General features: G+C 64.5%; 14 protein-coding genes and 2 pseudogenes. 4 read left to right on the plus strand and 12 right to left on the minus strand.

Going from position 1 to position 18327, the window contains the following annotated elements; translation table 11 throughout:
• Positions 1 to 101 precede the first annotated feature (101 nt).
• The 3 genes from ACFVYC_RS13885 to ACFVYC_RS13895 form a co-directional block, all read right to left on the minus strand.
• Positions 102 to 1172 carry an alkene reductase gene (locus tag ACFVYC_RS13885; protein WP_387550926.1) on the minus strand — a complete coding sequence of 357 codons (1071 nt, stop codon included), beginning with the start codon at positions 1170 to 1172 and terminating at the stop codon, positions 102 to 104.
• Positions 1173 to 1364: 192 nt separating this feature from the next.
• The gene (locus ACFVYC_RS13890) at positions 1365 to 2240 is read right to left on the minus strand and encodes a hypothetical protein (protein WP_387550929.1); all 876 of its coding nucleotides are present in this window, start codon (positions 2238 to 2240) and stop codon (positions 1365 to 1367) included.
• Positions 2241 to 2293: 53 nt separating this feature from the next.
• Positions 2294 to 2953: a DUF6318 family protein gene (locus ACFVYC_RS13895; protein ID WP_387550932.1), complete on the minus strand. Its 660-nt coding sequence runs from the start codon at positions 2951 to 2953 to the stop codon at positions 2294 to 2296.
• A 342-nt stretch (positions 2954 to 3295) separates the two neighbouring features.
• On the opposite strand from ACFVYC_RS13895, the gene ACFVYC_RS13900 reads away from it, so the two are divergent.
• Positions 3296 to 3730 carry a pyridoxamine 5'-phosphate oxidase family protein gene (locus ACFVYC_RS13900; RefSeq protein ID WP_387550935.1) on the plus strand — a complete coding sequence of 145 codons (435 nt, stop codon included), beginning with the start codon at positions 3296 to 3298 and terminating at the stop codon, positions 3728 to 3730.
• Between the two features lie 17 nt (positions 3731 to 3747).
• Positions 3748 to 4212 carry a very short patch repair endonuclease gene (locus ACFVYC_RS13905; protein ID WP_387550937.1) on the plus strand — a complete coding sequence of 155 codons (465 nt, stop codon included), beginning with the start codon at positions 3748 to 3750 and terminating at the stop codon, positions 4210 to 4212.
• Positions 4213 to 4331: 119 nt separating this feature from the next.
• On the opposite strand, the pseudogene ACFVYC_RS13910 reads toward ACFVYC_RS13905, so the two are convergent.
• Positions 4332 to 5186 (minus strand): annotated as a pseudogene (locus tag ACFVYC_RS13910) (glycoside hydrolase family 26 protein); the annotation flags it as partial.
• Between the two features lie 227 nt (positions 5187 to 5413).
• Between ACFVYC_RS13910 and ACFVYC_RS13915 the strand changes: the two are divergent.
• Complete coding sequence (locus ACFVYC_RS13915) at positions 5414 to 5824, plus strand: Hpt domain-containing protein (RefSeq protein ID WP_387550940.1); 411 nt, start codon at positions 5414 to 5416, stop codon at positions 5822 to 5824.
• On the opposite strand, the gene ACFVYC_RS13920 is transcribed toward ACFVYC_RS13915, so the two are convergent.
• Positions 5797 to 6564: a response regulator transcription factor gene (locus tag ACFVYC_RS13920; protein ID WP_387550943.1), complete on the minus strand. Its 768-nt coding sequence runs from the start codon at positions 6562 to 6564 to the stop codon at positions 5797 to 5799. The two genes, ACFVYC_RS13915 and ACFVYC_RS13920, sit on opposite strands and share 28 nt — an antisense overlap.
• 94 nt (positions 6565 to 6658) lie before the next feature.
• On the opposite strand from ACFVYC_RS13920, the gene ACFVYC_RS13925 reads away from it, so the two are divergent.
• Entirely contained in the window at positions 6659 to 8314 is a 1656-nt protein-coding gene (locus ACFVYC_RS13925) for a sensor histidine kinase (protein WP_387550946.1), read from the plus strand.
• 31 nt (positions 8315 to 8345) lie between these two features.
• Here ACFVYC_RS13925 and ACFVYC_RS13930 read toward each other — a convergent pair whose 3' ends face one another.
• From ACFVYC_RS13930 to ACFVYC_RS13960, 7 genes and pseudogenes are all read right to left on the minus strand, one after another.
• Positions 8346 to 9584 (minus strand): restriction endonuclease, encoded by a 1239-nt coding sequence (locus ACFVYC_RS13930; protein ID WP_387550949.1) that lies wholly within the window; start codon positions 9582 to 9584, stop codon positions 8346 to 8348.
• Entirely contained in the window at positions 9571 to 11802 is a 2232-nt protein-coding gene (locus ACFVYC_RS13935) for an McrB family protein (protein WP_387550952.1), read from the minus strand. Before ACFVYC_RS13935 ends, ACFVYC_RS13930 begins: the two co-directional genes overlap by 14 nt.
• Positions 11803 to 11871: 69 nt before the next feature.
• A complete protein-coding gene (locus tag ACFVYC_RS13940) occupies positions 11872 to 12105 on the minus strand; it encodes a PLDc N-terminal domain-containing protein (protein ID WP_387550955.1) in 234 nt (77 codons plus the stop codon).
• A 126-nt stretch (positions 12106 to 12231) separates the two neighbouring features.
• Entirely contained in the window at positions 12232 to 12648 is a 417-nt protein-coding gene (locus ACFVYC_RS13945; protein ID WP_387551205.1) for an acyl-CoA thioesterase, read from the minus strand.
• A gap of 119 nt (positions 12649 to 12767) precedes the next feature.
• A complete protein-coding gene (locus tag ACFVYC_RS13950) occupies positions 12768 to 14846 on the minus strand; it encodes an ABC transporter ATP-binding protein (RefSeq protein ID WP_387550958.1) in 2079 nt (692 codons plus the stop codon).
• Positions 14843 to 16576 (minus strand): ABC transporter ATP-binding protein, encoded by a 1734-nt coding sequence (locus tag ACFVYC_RS13955; RefSeq protein ID WP_387550961.1) that lies wholly within the window; start codon positions 16574 to 16576, stop codon positions 14843 to 14845. Before ACFVYC_RS13955 ends, ACFVYC_RS13950 begins: the two co-directional genes overlap by 4 nt.
• Positions 16577 to 16739: 163 nt before the next feature.
• Positions 16740 to 18290 (minus strand): annotated as a pseudogene (locus ACFVYC_RS13960) (MFS transporter); the annotation flags it as partial.
• Positions 18291 to 18327 lie beyond the last annotated feature (37 nt).

Raw genomic sequence — 18327 nt, forward strand, 5'->3', positions numbered from 1 at the left:
CGCCCGCTGCCCGGGACAGCACACCGAGCAGCAAACGACGGCGGCACCCAGGCCGGGTGCCGCCGTCGTTTGCTGTCGCATGGTTGCTGTCGAAGAAGTGCCTAGCCTGCGTATGCCGGGTAGTCCGTGTAGCCCTCGGCGCCGTCGGCGTAGAAGGTGGAGGGGTCCGGCTCGTTCAGCGGCAGGCTCTCGTTCCAGCGCCGGGCCAGGTCGGGGTTTGCGATGGCGGGACGGCCCACCACTACTGCGTCAGCATGGCCGTCCGCCATCAGGGCAACGGCTTCTTCACGGGTGGTGACGACGCTGAAACCGGTGTTGACCAGGAAGGCGCCGCCGAAGCGGGCGCGGAGGTCCTGGACCAGTTCCCCGCCCGGTTCGTGGTGCAGGATGCTGAGGTAGGCGAGGTTCAGCGGGGCGATGCTGTCCACCAGGACCTCATAGGTTGCGCGGACATCGGCTGCATCAACTTCGGCAATGCCCTGGACGTTGTGCTCCGGGGAGATGCGGATACCCACCCGGTTGGCTCCAATGGCTGCCACCACAGCGTTGACGGTCTCGATCACGAAGCGTGCACGGTTCTCCGGGGAACCCCCGTAGCTGTCTGTGCGGACGTTGGCGTTCGGCGCCAGGAACTCGTGGAGGAGGTAGCCGTTGGCGGAGTGGAGCTCCACGCCGTCAAACCCGGCCTCGATCGCGTTCAGCGACGCGGCGACGAACTCCTGGATGACCAGCGGCAGTTCGTCAGTGGTGAGGGCGTGCGGCACGGGGTACGGCTGTTTGCCGGAGGGGGTGCGGACGTCGCCCTCAATTGCTACTGCGCTGGGGGCGACGATGGTGTTCCCGCCCGTGATATCGGCGTGCGAGACCCTGCCGCCGTGCATTACCTGGGCGAACATCCGGCCGCCCTCGGCGTGGACGGCGTCGGTGACCTGCTTCCAGCCGGCCACCTGTTCCTCGGTGACGATTCCGGGCTGGCCGGGGTAGGAACGTCCGGCGGGGCTGGGGTAGGTTCCTTCACTGACGATGAGCCCCAGGGAAGCCCGCTGGCGGTAGTGCTCCGCGATGAGGGGCCCGGCGACGCCATCCTCACCGGCGCGAAGCCGGGTCAGGGGTGCCATCACCAGCCGGTTAGGGAGTTCCAGTTCGCCAAGGGCCAGGGGGGAAAACAGCATGCGCGTCCTTTCGAAGTTTTCAACGTTCTCTCTGGAGCAACTGGGACGCGCGTGCAACTATTCCGGATGCGGTGCGAATCACACTCATGACCGCCGGCGGGCGGCGTGCGGCCCGCTGACGGCAGGTTGGCGGCTGGCGCAGCTGCGCGCAGGTTTGCGTGTGAGGCTGGGCGAGGAAGGCCAGCCAAAAGATCAGCGCGTTGCCCCTACCCCCGGGCAGCCCTGTCCCTGCGGGTTCACGTTGCAGTCGTCGGCGTAGTTGCGGGTGAGCGAGCGCCAGACGCTGACAGTTTGAGGGGGCGCACTGAATTGGCCCTGACCCGGGATAGGCAGCGGAGGGCCGGCGTTGACCGAGTAGGTTCCCTGGAAAGTGGTGGTCAGCACGACTTGGAAGTCCCCCGTGGTTCCGTAGGCGTGGCTGGTCCTCGTCTTTTCGCCCCACCGGTCCTGCGGCAGCGGTCCTCCCATCGACGGCTGGGGGCCAAAGATCGTGCCGTCGCCGTAGTTCCAGGTGTACTGGACCGGCGTTGCCACGATGTGCACCTGCTGGCCGAACATCGTGACGTCGAACTGCTGCTCGACGGCTTCGACGTAGAAGTTGGTTTCGGCGCCCCGTAGCGTGTGCGGGCTGGGCTGGGCCACTACCGTCCCGGCGTTCACCGGCAGGCTTTCGAACTGCCGCTGGATGTCGGCGGCGATGCGGGGCAGCAGGTCCTCCGGTCGGGCATCGTAAAGGCAGGTCGGGCCCGAGTGGTGGGCCCAGACAGCGCCCGGGACACCGCGGGGCCGGGACAGCCAGGTGACAGGAATGCCCTCTTCACCGTCAGGACCGTTGTTGCATTCGATTTGCCGGGCGAGGCAGGGAGTGTCGAAGTCGCCCCCGCCCAGGTGGCACTGAAGTTCGTACTTGTATTCGTTGGGATCGGTGTTTGCTGTACCTGGGACTAGCGGCCCAATGTCACCAGTTGCTGGATCACTTACCCAACCGTCAATGTCAACGCCTACGTTGCCAAAACCAGAATCAACACCGCTGTCTGCCGACGCTGGGACGGGAGCAGCTGTTGCCAAGACGAGTATCAGAAGCGCTGTTATCACTGCCCGACAGAACACTCGCATCCTCATCAGCGGAGGGGGTGTAGCCCGTTAACACGCCATGCGGAATCATGAAAGCCGACAAGCAGAACGTTGCCTGTGTTGGACGGCTGAGTGGCTGCTCTGAATTCGGACCCGTTGGCCTGATGATAGCTAATCGTGTCCTGAAGAACTTGTATCACCACCTGATAATTACCGTCCGGAGATCGTTCAAATGTAGTCGTTGCGGCGGGGACAGTAATTCTTCCCCCGGCTAGCCATCGGTTCTCTTGATAATTAGTAGTCAAGGAATCAGTGATGTTCCCGCAGTATTCACAGCTTGGTGACGTAACAGCCTGCACCCCTCGGATGTCGCCCGTCTGGTACGCATAATTGAGCTGCTCAAACCAATATCGTGTGAACGCTTCCGCGCCCTCTTTCGTCTCCGTCTTGGCCGCCTCCGGCAGCACGGGGACGGGAACGTTTTGGGCGGGGCCGGACGCGTCGGCCGGTTTGTAGACGGCACTGGGCGTCGGGGTAGGCGTGGCCGTAGGTCTGGAGGACACTGACTCCGTAGCAGCCGGGGATGCGGTGCCGGGGTCTGCGGGGGCTCCTCCCGCGCAACTGGCCAGCATAAGGGCACCGGCAACAACCGCGGCGGCAGTACCGAGTCGCATGGAACCGGACGTGAAGACGTTGTGCGATGTCATGGGCCGCTAATCCCCCAGTAGTTTCAAGACGGCATGCTCCGGACAGTGACTTAAGGGTAGCCCACATCACATTTCAGCGATCAAACTTATCCACAGGCGCCCGACCTCGGTTCTACCAGCCGGCCTGCCTTGAAAAAAGTCATGCAGGAAGCAGGCAGGTGAGTCCGGCGACGGCTCCCCCGCCCAGCCCGACGCCAAGCTGGCGGCAAAACCAAGTAGCCGGCCGTCGTCGGACGCGTCCTGAGCCGACCATTACGCTAGGGCAGACAACCACGCTTCCCGGCGACGAAAGAAGCCGCAAAACCCCTAGCGTATTTCTACGAGACGTAGAAGAATGGCATCATGATTTTCGAACACGCAGATGGAAATCCAGTCCTGGAACTCGACGAAGAGCAGTGCTGGCGCCTCTTGGAAGGGACCAGGCACGGACGGTTGGTGGTCTCGGTCGCCGGGGAACCGGACATCTTTCCCATCAACTACGTGAGCTCGAACCGCAAGCTGTACTTGAGGACAGCCCCGGGCAACAAGCTCGCCCAGTTGACCATCAACGCGGCTGTACTCTTCGAGGCGGACGGCATCCTCTCCGACGAGGCGTGGTCCGTGGTCCTTCGAGGAAAAGCCCGGGTATTGAGCAACTCGGCCGAACTCGCAGCCGTGGAGGAACTGGGGCTGAAGTCGTGGGTGCCAACGCTGAAGGATTTCTATGTGGAGATCGCACCGACCTCCGTCAGCGGGCGCCATTTCCAGCTCGGGGACCAGCCGGAACGCGGCTTCTAGGAATCTAGACTGAAAATATGGCGGACAAGCTGAGCCCCGAGAAGCGCAGCTGGAACATGTCCCGGATCCGGGGCAAGAACACCAAACCTGAACTGCTGGTGCGCCGGCTCCTCCACGCCAAGGGATATCGGTACCGTCTGCATGGACGCACCGGAGGGACACGCCTTCCGGGCAATCCGGATCTGGTCTTTGCCGGCCGCCGCAAGGTTATCTTCGTCAACGGCTGCTTCTGGCACTTCCACGACTGCCGTGTAGGCCTGCACGCGCCCAAAGCGAACGCCGAGTTCTGGGCGGCCAAGCGTTCCCGTACCAAGGAACGCGACGCCGGACAGCGGCGCCTGCTCGAGGAGGCCGGCTGGGAGGTGCTCACAGTCTGGGAATGCGAGCTCAAGGATGGTTCAGCGTTGGAAGCCCAGCTGGTGCAGTTCCTGGAAACAGCGCCGCGCGCTTCCGGCCCGGGCCTCGCGGGAGCGCATTCTTGAGGCAATCTTTGGCCTTTGCCCCAGCAGCTCTTGATATGCGAACAGAAGAATAACTCCGTTGTCCCGCTTGGAGGACTGCAGCACCAGAAGTCCGGAGCCACGACATCCCCTCTCGCCAGCTAACTGCGACGCGCCAACAGAGCCGCATTCAGGGCAGCCGCCGAGGAATCGCTGCTGTTGATGCGCCAGTCGGCCTCCTTCCGCAGGTGGAACCAGACGAAGCCCGTAACGTCGGACTGGGCAGCAAGGTAGGACAGCAGGCCGGTGTTCCACGCGGCTTTGGAACCGCCGGCCTCGCTGGACGCCGCCTCGGCAATCAGTATCGGTTTTCCCGACGCGAGGCTGCGGAGCAGCGCGATACCCGGGGCAAAGAGGTCCTGGGGCGAAACCCAACTGCTCCGCGCGGTGGACGTGCCCCAGTTGTAGCCGTCGAGAGCCACCACATCCACGTAGCCATCGCCTGGATAAAGCCCCGCGAAATCCGTGGAAGCCAAGTAGGGAACGTTGGGGGACCACACCCACTGGACGTTGCCGGCTCCGGTGGAGGCGACGACGTCGCGAACGTACCGCCACGCACGGACGTAGCCGCCTGGCTGGTTTCCGTTCGCTGCTTCCGCCCACGGATACCAGCTGCCGTTCATCTCATGCGCAAAGCGGAGCATCACAGGCTGGCCCCACGCGGCAAGCGCGTTGCCCCACTCAAGGATGAGGGCATCAAAGTCGCCGGCTGCGATCCGGTCAAGGGAGTAGGCGGGCTGCTTGACTCCCCCACCCCAGGCCCAGGGCTCCCACGTCACCAACGGAACGGCGCCGCGGGCACGCACCGCATTCATCTCCGTCAGGGGAGGCGGCTGAAGAAAGTCTTTGTAGATGACGACCATGGACGGGCTCTCCCCTGCCAAGGCAGTTACTTCCTCGAGTTCCGCGGCAGCCAAGGCTCCGCCGTGGGTGGCCACTCCGAAACGCAACAAAGCAACCATTCTCCACATCGACATGCGGCCGCGGCCGCGTCCGCCCATTATCGGCACGAAACGCACTGGCTCAAGTTTTGGGCACAGACCCCGCGGTCACATCAAGAAACCCACAATTCTCATCCGAAACCACTTTTGAGTATGCGGAGCAGCCTTAATCTGAAGAGGAACTAATGCCCTACCTAATCTCCAGGTTTCCGGAGTGGAAGTCCACATCCGAAAGGACGATGATGACCCTGTCCGATGGTGCCGACGGACCACTCGTGAACCAGACAGTCCTGGACCGGCTACGCGCGGAACTTGCCGAGGACGAGGGGTACTGCCGGGTATTCATAGGGAACTTCATCGACTACCTCCCGCACCGCATCGGGCGACTGAAGCTGGCCCTGACAACTGGTGACCTCGACGGGTCCGTGGACGCCGTCCTAAGCCTGAAAACCTCCAGCCAGATGGTAGGCGCTGAGCGGCTCGCCGGCCTGGCGACTGCCCTGGAGCGCGAAATCCGGACGGGAAAGCTGAACGCTGACGCCGCCGTCGTCCTCCCCATGCTTGCCGCCTCGTTCCTCCGACCGATCAGGCAGTGCAGCCGGGAGACTAAGACCAGCCTGCAGGCTCAGTGCTCGCTGGGAGCCAACCGGTAACCCACGCCACGGACCGTCTGAAGCCAGCGCGGCTTCTGCGGCGAATCACCGAGTTTCTTGCGCAGGTTCCCCATGTGGACCTCAACGGACCGTTCGTCGGCTTCGCTGATGTAACCCCCGACGTCGTAGTCCTCGTCCCGCAGCCGACGTACCAGGTCCGATTTGGTCCTGACAGTCCTGCCTGCCTCCAGCAGTGCGTGCAGGAGTTCGAACTCGGTGCGGGTCAGGCTCATCTCGGCGCCGTCGACAGTAACCATGCGGGACGCATAGCTCAACTCCAACCCGTTATGGCTGTAGTTCCCACGCTCGGGGTGCGCCTGGCCATCCGCTGATGCCTCGACGCCCGGAGCATCCACCGGGTCCGGGACGGACCGGGGACGGCGCATCATCGCAGCAATGCGGGCGCGCAGCTCCCTGGGCCGGAACGGCTTGGTGAGGTAGTCGTCCGCGCCGGATTCAAGCCCGATGAGGGTGTCCAACTCCTCGGTGCGGGCCGTCAGCATCACGATATAGGCGTCGGAAAATTCACGGATCTGCCGGGACACCTCAAAGCCGTCGATGTCCGGCAGCCCAAGGTCCAGGGTGATGACATCCGGGTTGAGGGTCTTGGCTGTCAGGACGCCCTCGGCGCCGCTGCTGGCCACGGTCACGTCAAAGCCTGCCTGGGTCAGCACCGTGCGAACCAGTTCCCGAATGTCGTGGTCATCCTCGATGACCAGTCCGACACGTGCATCACTCATAGCGCCCCCTCAGCAGCCAACGTCAGAAGTATAGCTGGCTGCGGATATCCTGCTGATATGGCCTCGCACACCTTGTCCCGTAAGTTTTCGCGCCATGACTAGCCCCGTGGCGTGGTCGTCCGGCCGGATAAGGTTTTTTCGGCGCCCGTTCCACGAGTACCGGCTGACCGAGCGGGTGGCGTTGAGCCAGATGCCGCTGTTTGTGACGACGATCCTGACAGCCTTCCTGATGTGGGCGTTCTTCCCGGCCACCATGAACAACCCGCTTTTTATTGCATTCCTTGTATCGCAGGTGGCCATCATGGCGCTTTGTTACCTGGTCCCCTGGGAGCGGCTGCCGTATACAAGCTTCCTGGTCATCCCACTGCTGGACTTCATCTCCATTGCCTTGGGCCGGCAAGGCGGGCAGGAGAGCCTGACGGGTATCAGCCTGCTGGCCGTGTTCCCGGTGATTTGGTTGTGCGCCTCCGGGTACTACCCCCGGGCTGCTTTGTGCCTGTCCTTCTTTGCCCCGCTGGCCATTATCTGGGTTCCGCTGCTGATCAAAGGCGGCTTCACAGGACAGGACCTGGCCCGGTCGCTGCTGCTGCCCGTGATGATGCTGGGCATCGGGGTCTCCGTGAGTGTCCTGACGCTCAGCATGATGCGGCAGCAGCGGGAGCTGGAGGACAAGGATGCCCAGCTGCAGAACAACCTGCACTCCAGCCGACGCCAGGAATCGCTTTTGAATACGGTCCTGGACACCGTCCACCTGGGCGTTCTGGCCGTGGACGCCGACGGGCATGACGTGTTGATGAACCGAAAGCAGCGGACCAACCATGAACTGGCCCGCCCCAAGGACATAGCGGACCCCAACGAGTCCCAGCTGCTGGTATTCGGCCCGGACCGCAAGACGCTGGTTCCAGTCCAGGAACGCCCAGTCCGCCGCGCTGTACTTGGGGAGACTTTCACGGATTACCTTGTTTGGCTCGGCTCCGGCAACGAACAACGGGCCTTCGTTAGCACTGCCCGGGCCATGAAGGACGCCGACGGAAAGTTCTCCGGCTCCGTAATCGCGTTCAGCGACGTCACTGACCTCGTCAACGCCCTGACGGCGAAGGACGACTTCGTCTCCAGCGTTTCGCATGAGTTCCGGACGCCACTCACGTCGATCCTTGGGTATGTGGAAATCCTGCTCGGCGATGAGCCGGACGAATCGCAGCGCGGCATGCTGGAGATCATCCGGAGGAACTCGGAGCGGCTGCTGACGCTGGTTTCTGACCTGCTCGCCACCCGCAACGGGCAATTGATCGTGTCCCCGCACGCCGTTGACGTGGCGGAACTTGTTCGCAGCAGTGTCTCCTCGGCCATGCCGAAGGCGGCCGCGTCCGGTGTGGTGCTGGCTGCGGCCGCACCGGAGCGGCTGGAAGCCCATGTGGACGGGGCCCGGATTTCCCAGGTCCTGGACAATTTGGTATCCAACGCCATTAAGTACTCGCCCGACGGCGGCAACGTGCTGGTGTCGCTGGCGCAGGAGGACGGCCACCTGTCATGCCGGGTCACCGACACCGGAATGGGTATGAGCCCAGAGGACGCCTCCGAGGTCTTCGCGAAGTTCTTCCGTACCAGCAGCGTCCGCAGGACAGCCATCCCCGGCGTCGGCCTGGGCCTGCCTATCAGCAAGGCGATCGTTGAAGCCCACGGCGGGACCATCGAAGTGGAAAGCGCCCTGGGCGAGGGAACCACGTTCACGTTCCGGGTTCCGGTGTGAGACGTACGACGGCGGCCCGTCAGTCCCAGCACTAACCTTGCGCTTGCGTCTGCCGGACCACCTCGCCCCAGGACTGCCGCGCGAGCTCACGAACGGACGCGAGGATTTCCGCCGGTGGCCTGGACAGATCCAGCGGGAACTCCACAACGTCGATGTCGGTGTTCAGGATCCGGCGCAGTTTGACCTCGCCTGACCCCGAGTAAACCAGCCAGGCCGCGGGCACGGCCAGGGCGGTGCAGTGGGCCAGCATTTGGTAGTGGTCTGCGGTAAGCGAGGCCCCGACGTCGGAAGCAGCCTTGTACTTGGTGTTGTAGACCACCACGGGCCGCCCGCCCAGCAGGTGCACGGCGTCCGGCCGGACGGACAGGCGGTCCGCGTCGCGTACCGCCTCGCTCAGGAGCGCGTTGTACTGGAGCCGGAGCTCCCCCGGGTAGGCTGCCAGCGCCTCACGCAGCGCCGCGCCGACGAAGTCCTCAAACACCTCCGCCATATCCACCACAAACGCAGCGGTCTGCTGCTTACCCTCCCCGGCTTCGGCGGAGGCGTTGCGGAGGATCAGCCCGGCGAGGCGGAGGACGGAGTGGTAGCGAACGTTCATCCGGGTCGCCGTCCACGGCGGCAGCGGGGCGCCCGCTGGAAGCCGGGTGACGGCGTCGAGCTTTCCCTTGAGCTGGCGCAGCCGGCTCAGCACCTCGGGGCGGACCCGCGGGACCTGGCCCATCCGCTCCAGCGCGGCACGGAGGATACGGTTTTCGGCGATGTCCTCGCTGAACTCGTCGTAGGACACTTCCAGCGGCACCAGCATGCCGGGCCGCCGGGAGATCTGGTCCGAGATGCGGATGCGTCCCTTGACCGTGCGGAGCGATTCGTCCACGGTGCGGTAGCCCTGCAGCACCCCGCGGCCCAGCGCCCGCTCAGCAAGTTGCGCCAAAGACTCGGCCAGAGCACTCCACAGTTCGCGGTCCTCGATTGCGGCGACGGAGTCGGGGCGGAACCCCTGTTCACCCGCGTAGCTGAGCAGGAACAGGAGCCGGCTGAGACCCAGCCGGTCCTTGGGCCGGACGTCCAGCTGCACAGTGGGAGTCCGCACTGAGCCCACCTTGCCCACCGGCTCAAGCCGGTACAGCCCGAGGCCCATCGGCGATGCCCTGGCCAGGCCGCTGGAGTTCAGGAACGACGCGCTGGCCGGATCCAGCCGTTCAACGATGCCGCGGGACAGTTCGTCCAGCACCAGGTGCCGGACGGAAGCACGCGGGTCAGCGGCCTGCAAGGCGTTCCAGCAGCGGGTCCAGTCCGAAGCGTTCCTCGAGCTGCGCCCGGGTCAGCTGGCCGTGGTAGTGCTCCTCAAGCAGGGGCATGAGCTCGTACTTCCAGATGCGGCGCAGCCCGGCCGGGGTCTGGGCGGCCGGCTTCATAAAGTACGACGGGCCGATCATAAGGTCCCGGTCCCACTCGTCGATGGCGCTGTTCAGGGCATCCAGCAGCAGCGCCGGGGTGGTGTCCAGCTCCCGGGCCTCAAGGAACCGCAGGAGGGACCCCTTCACCGGTTCGGTCTGCGGGTGCAGTTCAATGAACGCAAAGCGACGGCGGATGGCGGCGTCCATCATGGCGATGGACCGGTCCGCGGTGTTCATGGTGCCGATGATGTAGAGGTTGTCCGGCAGCGTGAACGGCTCATTGGGGCTGTACTGGAGGTAGATCCGGTCATCGCGGTACTCCAGCAGAAAGTACAGCTCGCCGAACACCTTGGCGAGGTTGGCGCGGTTCATCTCATCAATGATCAGGAAATACGGCTTCTTCTCGTTGCCCGGTTTGGCCGCTTCTTCGGCGAGGCGGCGCAGCGGTCCGGCGACGAGTTTGAAGGACACCTGGCCCTCATCCGTTTTGTCCGGCCGGTAGCCCTCGAAGAAGTCCTCGTAGGCGTACGACGGGTGGAACTGGACCAGTTTGACCCGCTCGTCGGTGGTGTCATCCGCAAGCTCTGCTGCGAGGTGCTTCGCCAGGTAGGTCTTGCCGGTGCCCGGCGGCCCGTACAGGACCAGCTGCCGGTTCTCCTCCAGCAGCTCGGCAATTTCCTGCAGCGGCTCCAGCTCCATGTGCAGCGAGTCCGCGAACCCGCGGGTCAGCGGACGGAAGCCCTCCTGGACTGGAGGGACGACGGCGGCCGCTTCAGCATCGCCGTCGGGCTCTGTTTCCGCTTCAGCCGGCAGCAGGCCCTGCAGTGCCTGCACCACCCTGGTCAGGTCCACAACGATGCCAGGCGTTGCAAGCTGCCGCTGCACGTGGCGGGGAAGGCTGGTGGTGGTGTGCCCTTCGTCGAACCAGCGGACCTTCCTGCGCAACCGACGGTTGTCGTCGTTGTGTTCGGGCTCGCCCAGCACCACACCCAGCCGCACCGCGCCCGAGTGCTGGTACAGCACCAGGTCCCCGGGCTTCATGACCGTCAGGAACGCAAAGACCGCTGTTTTGGTGTCCTCGCGCTCCACATAGCCGAGGTGCTTGTAGTCCTCGTCCACGGCGTGCTGAACCACCCCCGCCGTGACGCCGGGGTCCAGCAGGCGGAGATGTTCGACGTCGAGCGTCACCTTTTCCTCGCCCTGCCAGGCCGTGAGCAGCTCGGTGTTGTCGCCGTGCGTACGCAGCAGCCAGGCCCGACGGCCGGGGTCGCCCACCTTGCGCCACTGGCTGACCAGCTGGCGGGCGTGCCAGTCGATACGCTGGCCCGCCTGCTCGTCAAGGTGCAGGCGGATGCGGTGGATGTCTGCGGTGATGTCCTCTTCGGCGTCGCCCTTCGCGCCGCCCACCAGCGAGGCGAAGGCATCGCGGATCTCCTGGCGTTCAACGTCCGCGACGACGGGTTCGAAGTAGGTGGGCCAGGTGAGGAACTCGATGCTGCGGCGGATGGCCGGCTGGTCCCCGGGAGTCGCTGCGGCAAGGCGGTGGAACCCCAGGGGGTCCTGCAGCGCCGCGGCGATGTCCGCGGTCGGCTGCTGGTCCACGTGCTGCACGAAACGGCACAGCCATTTCAGGTGGTCCCAGATGGTCCAGTTGAATTCGGCCGTCCGGTCACGGATGACACCGTGGTCCGTCAGTCCCTCGTACAACTCCCCGGGCAGGTCCAAGGGAGGTTCCAGCCAGGACGCGGCCTCCGCCACGCGGGCGCGCTTGACCTTCAAGGACTTCACCTCGTGGGCCAGCGGCAACGACTGGAGGAACAACAGCTCGACGGCCAGCTGTTTGGCCTCCCGGGACGCGCCGTCGAGGTTCTGCCGAAGGTTTGTCATCATGGGCGCCTTCGGATCAGGCGTGCCCCGTTCCAGCCGTTCCAGTAGCTCCGCCGCGGCCTCGGACGTCCAGGTCATGGTGCGACCGTCCAGCGCTGACGCTTTGCCGAGGAGGCCGGGGCCAAGCACAAACCACGCCGCGTCCTCGATCTCCTTCGAGATGCCGAGGGCGCGGGTCATGGCAGCAGTGATGGCGGGGGTCATGGATTCAAATTTACAGGGTGAAGCTGAACGGGTGCTCAGAGCCGCCCGCTCCCCTCTGCCCGCCGGGTGCTACGTGACCGCTCCCGGCTTCTTCCGGCCGAAGGTGAAGTAACCCACCGGCCCGATGAAGTTGATGAACGATGCCGCGCGCCAGGCAGCTTTGGGGCCGTTGATCATCGACGCCGGCCGCTTCGAAAGATCCCGCTGCGCCGCCACCAGAAGGGACAGGTTCACGATGCCGGCTGCGATGGTGCCTGCCTTTGCCGCGGGCGACATTTCCGTCCAGGTCTTCTTCTTGGCCATGCTTGCTCCTCCTTGGGTTGGGTTTTCAGTTTCCGATGCGGCCCGCTCCTGCGCAACGGGCTGCCCGGGTCATGTGGCCAGCACCAGCACAAACGGGTGGCTCGGGCCAGGTGCTGCACATCCATCTCAGGCGGTGAACGGTGCCATCCGCTCCTTTTGTTCCGGTGTGAGGCGCTGCACCCGGCCTGTGGCTTCGTCCACAAACGCCAGATGGCTGCTGGCCTTCACGCAGTCCTCCCCCGTGACGGGGTCCTGGACCAGGTAGTGGATATCGAAGCTTGCGCCCTTAACTGCGCCGATCCACACCTGGACCACAGCAGGAATGTTCCGGTACTCCAGGGTCCTGATGTAACGGATCTTGTGGTCCACCACCAGCGCCATGGTGCCGTCCGGCACATCATTGAAGAGCGAGACATGAGGCTCGAGGCCCGGCAACCCCGCTCCCCGCGGCGGTCCGAACGCCCCGATCCGCGCTTCCTCGAGCATCCGGACGATCTGCACGTTGTTGATGTGTCCGTAGGCGTCCATGTCGCCCCACCGCATGGGAACCAGGACCTCGATCCGCCGGCCGCCTTCGCCGCGCGGCTTCAGCCGGGTATCCTCCTGTCCGGCTGCGTCCGGCTGCGCCGCGACGTCCTCCTGCACCGGGGCCTCCTGGGCGCTCAGCTGTGCACCGCCGTCGAATCATCCACCGGCAGTTCCCCGGCGTCCGCACCGGCGAACTGCGACATGTACAGCCGGTGGTAGGCACCCTGCGCAGCCAGGAGGACCTTGTGGTTGCCCTGCTCCACAATCCTGCCGTTCTCCATCACCAGGATGGTGTCGGCATCGCGGATGGTGGAAAGCCGGTGGGCGATCACAAAGCTGGTGCGGTCCGTGCGCAGCGCTGCCATGGCCTTCTGCACCAGCAGTTCGGTACGGGTGTCCACGGAGCTGGTGGCCTCATCGAGGATCAGCAGCGACGGGTTGGCCACGAAGGCGCGGGCGATGGTGATGAGCTGCTTTTCGCCGGCGCTGACGTTGTTGCCTTCCTCGTCGATGACGGTGTCGTAACCCTCTGGCAGCGCACGGACGAAGCGGTCCACGAAGGTTGCCTTCGCCGCGGCCATGACCTGCTCCTCGGTGGCGTCCAGGTTGCCGTAGCGGATGTTGTCGTAGATGGAGCCGCCGAACAGCCAGGCATCCTGGAGCACCATGCCAACCTTGGAGCGCAGTTCGGACCTGCTGAGGTGGGTGATGTCCACCCCGTCCAAGGTGATGGATCCGGAGTTGAGCTCGTAAAAGCGCATTACCAGGTTGACCAGGGTAGTCTTGCCCGCTCCGGTAGGACCGACGATGGCCACGGTATGTCCCGGTTCCGCGTTGAAGGACAGGTCTTCGATCAGCTGCTTGTCTTCCGTGTAGCTGAAAGTAACGTTCCTGAACTCAACGTGCCCGTCCGTCTTGGCCGGAAGGTGCTCGGTGGCCGTTTCGCGGTCCTGCTCCTCAGCGTCCAGGAATTCGAAAACACGCTCGGATGACGCCACGCCGGACTGAAGCATGTTGGCCATGCCGGCCATCTGGCCCAGCGGCTGGGTGAACTCGCGGGAGTACTGGATGAAGGCGGTGGCATCGCCGAGGGACATTGAACCTGAGGCCACCCGGAGTCCGCCCACCACGGCGATGCCCACGTAGCTGAGGTAGGACACGAACTGCATCACCGGGAAAATGATGCCGGACACGAACTGGGCCCCGAAGCTTGCCTTGTACAGGGCCTCGTTTCGTTCCTCGAACCGTTCCAGCATGTCTGCGTCCCGCCCGAAGACCCGCACCAGGTCGTGGCCGGAGAACGACTCCTCGATCTGGCCGTTCGATGCACCGGTGTTTTTCCATTGGGCGGCAAAAAGCTTCTGGCTGCGCGAGCCGATGATTCCGGCAGCGACGCCGGACAGCGGAAGCGCCACCAACGCAATAAGGGCCAGCTGCCAGGACACGATGAACATCATGATCACAATGCCGATGACCGTCAGCAGCGAGTTGATCAGCTGCGCAAAGGCCTGCTGCAGCGCCTGCTGGATGTTGTCGACGTCGTTAGTCACCCGGGAGAGGACGTCGCCGCGCTGGCGGGTGTCGAAGTAGTTCAGCGGAAGCCGGTTGAGCTTCTTTTCCGTGTCGTCGCGGAGCCGGCGGATCACCTTCATCACGATGCGGTTCAGGATGTAGCCCTGCAGCCACAGGAAGATGTTGGCTACAAAGTACATCAGCAGCACAACGGCAATAAGGAAGGACAGCTTCTGGAAGTCGATGCCGCTGCCGGGCACCAGCTCCATCTTGGCGATCATGTCCGCGAAGTTGTCCTGCCCCTGCTGGCGCAGTCCCTCCACGAACTCTTCCTTGCTGGCGCCGGCCGGGAGTTGCTTGCCAACCACACCGCCAAAGATCACATCCATGGCCTGGCCCAGGATCTTGGGGGCAACGACGTTCAGGACCACCGCGACCACCACCATTGCCACCACGGCGTAGATGCCCGCAGCCTCCGGCTTCAGGAGCCCCATCAACCGCTTGGCGGATGGCCAGAAGTGCTCTGCCTTTTTCGCGGGCATGCCGCCGAACATGTCGCCGTCGGCTTCGGAGGGCTTGTATTCCTCTTCGAAGAACTCCTCGTCCTCAAGCACCTGGTCCTCCACCAGTCCCGCTTCAGCCTGGTCCGCGGATGGTGCTGACTCGTTCACGTCGGTGGAGTTTCTCTTGCGGGGGCTCATGCCATTTCCTCCACGCTCAGCTGGGATTCAACAATTTCCTGGTAAGTGGGTGAGGTTTCCAGGAGTTCCTCGTGTGTTCCGCGGTCCACGATGCGGCCGTTGTCCAGCACCAGGATCTGGTCCGCTTCGGTGATGGTGGAGATGCGCTGGGCCACGATGATGACTGTGGCGTCCGCGGTGGTGCGCTTGAGCGCTGCCCGGAGGCGGGCGTCTGTGGCGACGTCAAGGGCGGAGAAGGAGTCGTCAAAGAGGTAGACCCGGGGCTTGGTGACCAATGCGCGGGCGATGCAGAGGCGCTGCCGCTGGCCGCCGGAGACGTTGGTCCCGCCCTGAGAGATCCGGGAGTCCAGACCATTCTTCTTGTCCCGGACAAAGTCGGCGCCCTGTGCCACCTCCAGCGCGTCCCAGAGTTCCTGGTCCGTGGCTTCGGTCTTTCCAAAGCGGAGGTTGTGTTCGATGCTGCCGGAGAACAGGTAGGGCCGCTGCGGCACCAGTGCCACGCGCTTGGTGATCTCGGCCCGGTCCAGGTTGCTGACCGGCACGCCGTCCAGGAGCACCTCCCCCTCGGCGATGTCGTAGAGGCGCGGCAGCAGGGACAACAGCGAGGTTTTTCCTGCACCCGTGGAACCGATGATGGCGATGGTCTCGCCTGGCCGGGCGGTGAAGCTGATATTGCTCAGCACCGGCGACTCGGCGCCCGGATACGCGAACGTGACGTTGCGGTACTCCACCACGCCGGCCAGTGCAGCCGGAGTCTCGGGCCGTTCGGGATCGTGGATGGAGGGTTCGACGTCGAGCACCTCGCCGATGCGGTCGGCACACACGGAGGCACGCGGGATCATCATGGCCATGAACGTGCCCATCATGACGGCCACGAGGATCTGCAGCAGGTACTGGAGGAATGCGGTCAGGGCGCCAACCTGCATCTCGCCTGAATCCACGCGCTGGCCGCCGAACCACAGCACGGCGGCGGTGGACAGGTGCAGGATCATGCCGATGGCCGGGAACATCAGGACAAACAGGGCGCCGATCTTCAGGGATACGTCCGTCAGGTCCTTGTTGGCTTCGCCGAACCGCTCAGTTTCGTAGGGTTCGCGGACAAAGGCACGGACAACCCGGATGCCGATGATCTGTTCGCGCAGGACCCCGTTGATGCGGTCGATCTTCTTCTGCATGGCGCGGAAGAGTGGCATCAGGCGGACCACCAGGTAACCCACCACCACCACCAGGACGGGCACGGAGACCCAGACCAGCCACGACAGGTTGATGTCCTCACGCAGGGCCATGATGATGCCGCCGATACACATGATGGGGGTGGCCACCATGAAGTTCAGCCCCATCAGCACCAGCATCTGCACCTGCTGCACGTCATTGGTGCCGCGCGTGATCAGGGTGGGGGCGCCGAAGGTGTTGACGTCCTTTGCCGAGAAGCTGGTGACTTTGCGGAACACCCCCCGCCGGAGGTCACGCCCGAGTGCCATGGCCGTCTTGGAACCGTAGTAGACGCCGGCGATCGCCGTTCCCACCTGGATGAAGGCGACGAGGAGCATCACTCCGCCCGTCCGCCATATGAAGTCCGTGTCCCCGCGGGACACCCCTTCATCGATGATCTGGGCATTCAGGCTGGGGAGGTACAGCGCAGCGATGGTGGACGCCAACTGGAAGACGATGACGGCCACAATGTATGGCATGTACGGCCTGGAATACCGCCGTATGAGGGTGAGGAGCATGCCCACGGGTCCTTAGGAAGAGTTGGCGAAGTGGTGAGGCTTAAGTAGTACCAGCCGGGGCTGACATCCTTAGCCTTCCCACTCTACGAAACTCCTCCCGGGGGTGAAACCGCTCCGCAAAAGATCATCCGGGAGGAGTAGTGCCGGTGGCTTACCGGGCAGCGGAGGCGGGCTCCGCCGTCGTGCCTTCCTTCTCCCGGGCCGCCGCCTGCAACGGCTGGATGTCCACGGTACGCCGCAGCGGCTTTTCCTTGATCAGCAGCACCGAGACCAGGGCGACGACGGTCACGGCGGCGGAGATCAGGAAGACCTCCGCGGTGGCGTCGCCATACGCGGCCCGCATGATTTTGCGGACGGGCTCCGGCATGTGCGCCAGGTCCATACTGGAGCCGGCCGAGCCGCCCTGTACCGGGATTCCCGCTGCAGCCAGTCCGGAGGTGGCAAGTTCGCTGACGCGGTTGGCCAGGATGGCGCCGAGAACCGAGACGCCGATGGCACCGCCCACGGACCGGAAGAACGCTACGGAGGCGCTGGCCGTTCCGATGTCCGCAGCCCGGACCGTGTTCTGCACCGCCAGGACGAGGTTCTGCATCAGCATGCCCAGGCCCAGGCCCAGCACCGCGGTAAAGACGCCCGCATGCCAGAGTTCCGTGGTGTGGTCCATGGTGCCGGCCAGCCCGAGTCCGCCGATCAGCAGGATGGAACCGGCAACCAGGTAGCCCTTCCACTTGCCCGTCCGGCTGATCAGCAGGCCCGATGCCACGGAGCCGGCCAGGTTTCCGGCGATCATGGGAAGGGTCAGGAGCCCGGCCTCGGTGGGGGTGGCGCCGCGGGCCACCTGGAAGTACTGGCCCAGGAAGGTGGATGAGCCAAACATCGCCACGCCAACCGCAACGGAAGCGATGATGGCCAGTGCCGTGGTGCGCTCGGAGATGATCTTGAGCGGGATGATGGGCTGCTCAACCTTGGATTCCACCAGGATCAGCAGTGCCAGCAGGACAATGCCGCCGCCCACCATGAGGGCCGACTGCCAGGACATCCAGTCGTAGTAGGCCGGGTTGCCGGCGAAGGAGACCCAGATCAGCAGCAGGCTCACGCCGGACGTCAGCAGGATGGAGCCGAGCCAGTCGATTTTCGCGGGCCGGCGGACGTGGCTGATTTTGAGGGTGACCTGCAGCAGGATGAGTGCGACGACGGCGAGCGGCACGCAGACAAAGAAGGTCCAGCGCCAGCCCAGCGGGCTGTCCACGATGAAGCCGCCCAGCAGCGGGCCGCCGGCGGTGCCTACTGCCATCACTGCACCCATGTAGCCGGAGTACTTGCCGCGGTCCCGCGGCGGAATCATGGTGCCGATGATGGCTTGGGCCAGGGCGGTGAGGCCGCCCATGGCGACGCCCTGGACCACTCGGGCCACAAGGAGCAGCGGGATGGTTTCAGACAGTCCGGCCATGACGGAGCCGGCCACGAAAATCACAATGCTGAGCTGGACCAGGACCTTCTTGTTGAAGAGGTCTGCCAGCTTGCCCCAAATGGGGGTGGTGGCGGCGTTGGCCAGCAGCGCGGCCGTGATGACCCAGGCGAAGTCGGTCTGCGTCCCGTGCAGGTCGGACATGATGGTGGGCAGCGCGTTGGCCACGATGGTGCTGCTGAGGATCGCCGTGAAGAATGCGGCGAGGAGCCCGGTGAGGGCTTCCATGATCTGGCGGTGGGACATCTCCGGCGGCGTCCCCGCGGGTGCCGTGGATATTTTG

Source organism: Pseudarthrobacter sp. NPDC058329 (assembly GCF_042879835.1).
Classification (GTDB): Bacteria; Actinomycetota; Actinomycetes; order Actinomycetales; family Micrococcaceae; genus Arthrobacter.

Bases quoted from the DNA above. Each gene is read 5' to 3' on its own strand.
- ACFVYC_RS13885 (WP_387550926.1), bottom strand. From the start codon at position 1,172: ATGCTGTTTTCCCCCCTGGCCCTTGGCGAACTGGAACTCCCTAACCGG.
- ACFVYC_RS13895 (WP_387550932.1), bottom strand. From the start codon at position 2,953: ATGACATCGCACAACGTCTTCACGTCCGGTTCCATGCGACTCGGTACT.
- ACFVYC_RS13900 (WP_387550935.1), top strand. From the start codon at position 3,296: ATGATTTTCGAACACGCAGATGGAAATCCAGTCCTGGAACTCGACGAA.
- ACFVYC_RS13905 (WP_387550937.1), top strand. From the start codon at position 3,748: ATGGCGGACAAGCTGAGCCCCGAGAAGCGCAGCTGGAACATGTCCCGG.
- ACFVYC_RS13915 (WP_387550940.1), top strand. From the start codon at position 5,414: ATGACCCTGTCCGATGGTGCCGACGGACCACTCGTGAACCAGACAGTC.
- ACFVYC_RS13920 (WP_387550943.1), bottom strand. From the start codon at position 6,564: ATGAGTGATGCACGTGTCGGACTGGTCATCGAGGATGACCACGACATT.
- ACFVYC_RS13925 (WP_387550946.1), top strand. From the start codon at position 6,659: ATGACTAGCCCCGTGGCGTGGTCGTCCGGCCGGATAAGGTTTTTTCGG.
- ACFVYC_RS13935 (WP_387550952.1), bottom strand. From the start codon at position 11,802: ATGACCCCCGCCATCACTGCTGCCATGACCCGCGCCCTCGGCATCTCG.
- ACFVYC_RS13940 (WP_387550955.1), bottom strand. From the start codon at position 12,105: ATGGCCAAGAAGAAGACCTGGACGGAAATGTCGCCCGCGGCAAAGGCA.
- ACFVYC_RS13945 (WP_387551205.1), bottom strand. From the start codon at position 12,648: ATGCGGTGGGGCGACATGGACGCCTACGGACACATCAACAACGTGCAG.
- ACFVYC_RS13950 (WP_387550958.1), bottom strand. From the start codon at position 14,846: ATGAGCCCCCGCAAGAGAAACTCCACCGACGTGAACGAGTCAGCACCA.
- ACFVYC_RS13955 (WP_387550961.1), bottom strand. From the start codon at position 16,576: ATGCTCCTCACCCTCATACGGCGGTATTCCAGGCCGTACATGCCATAC.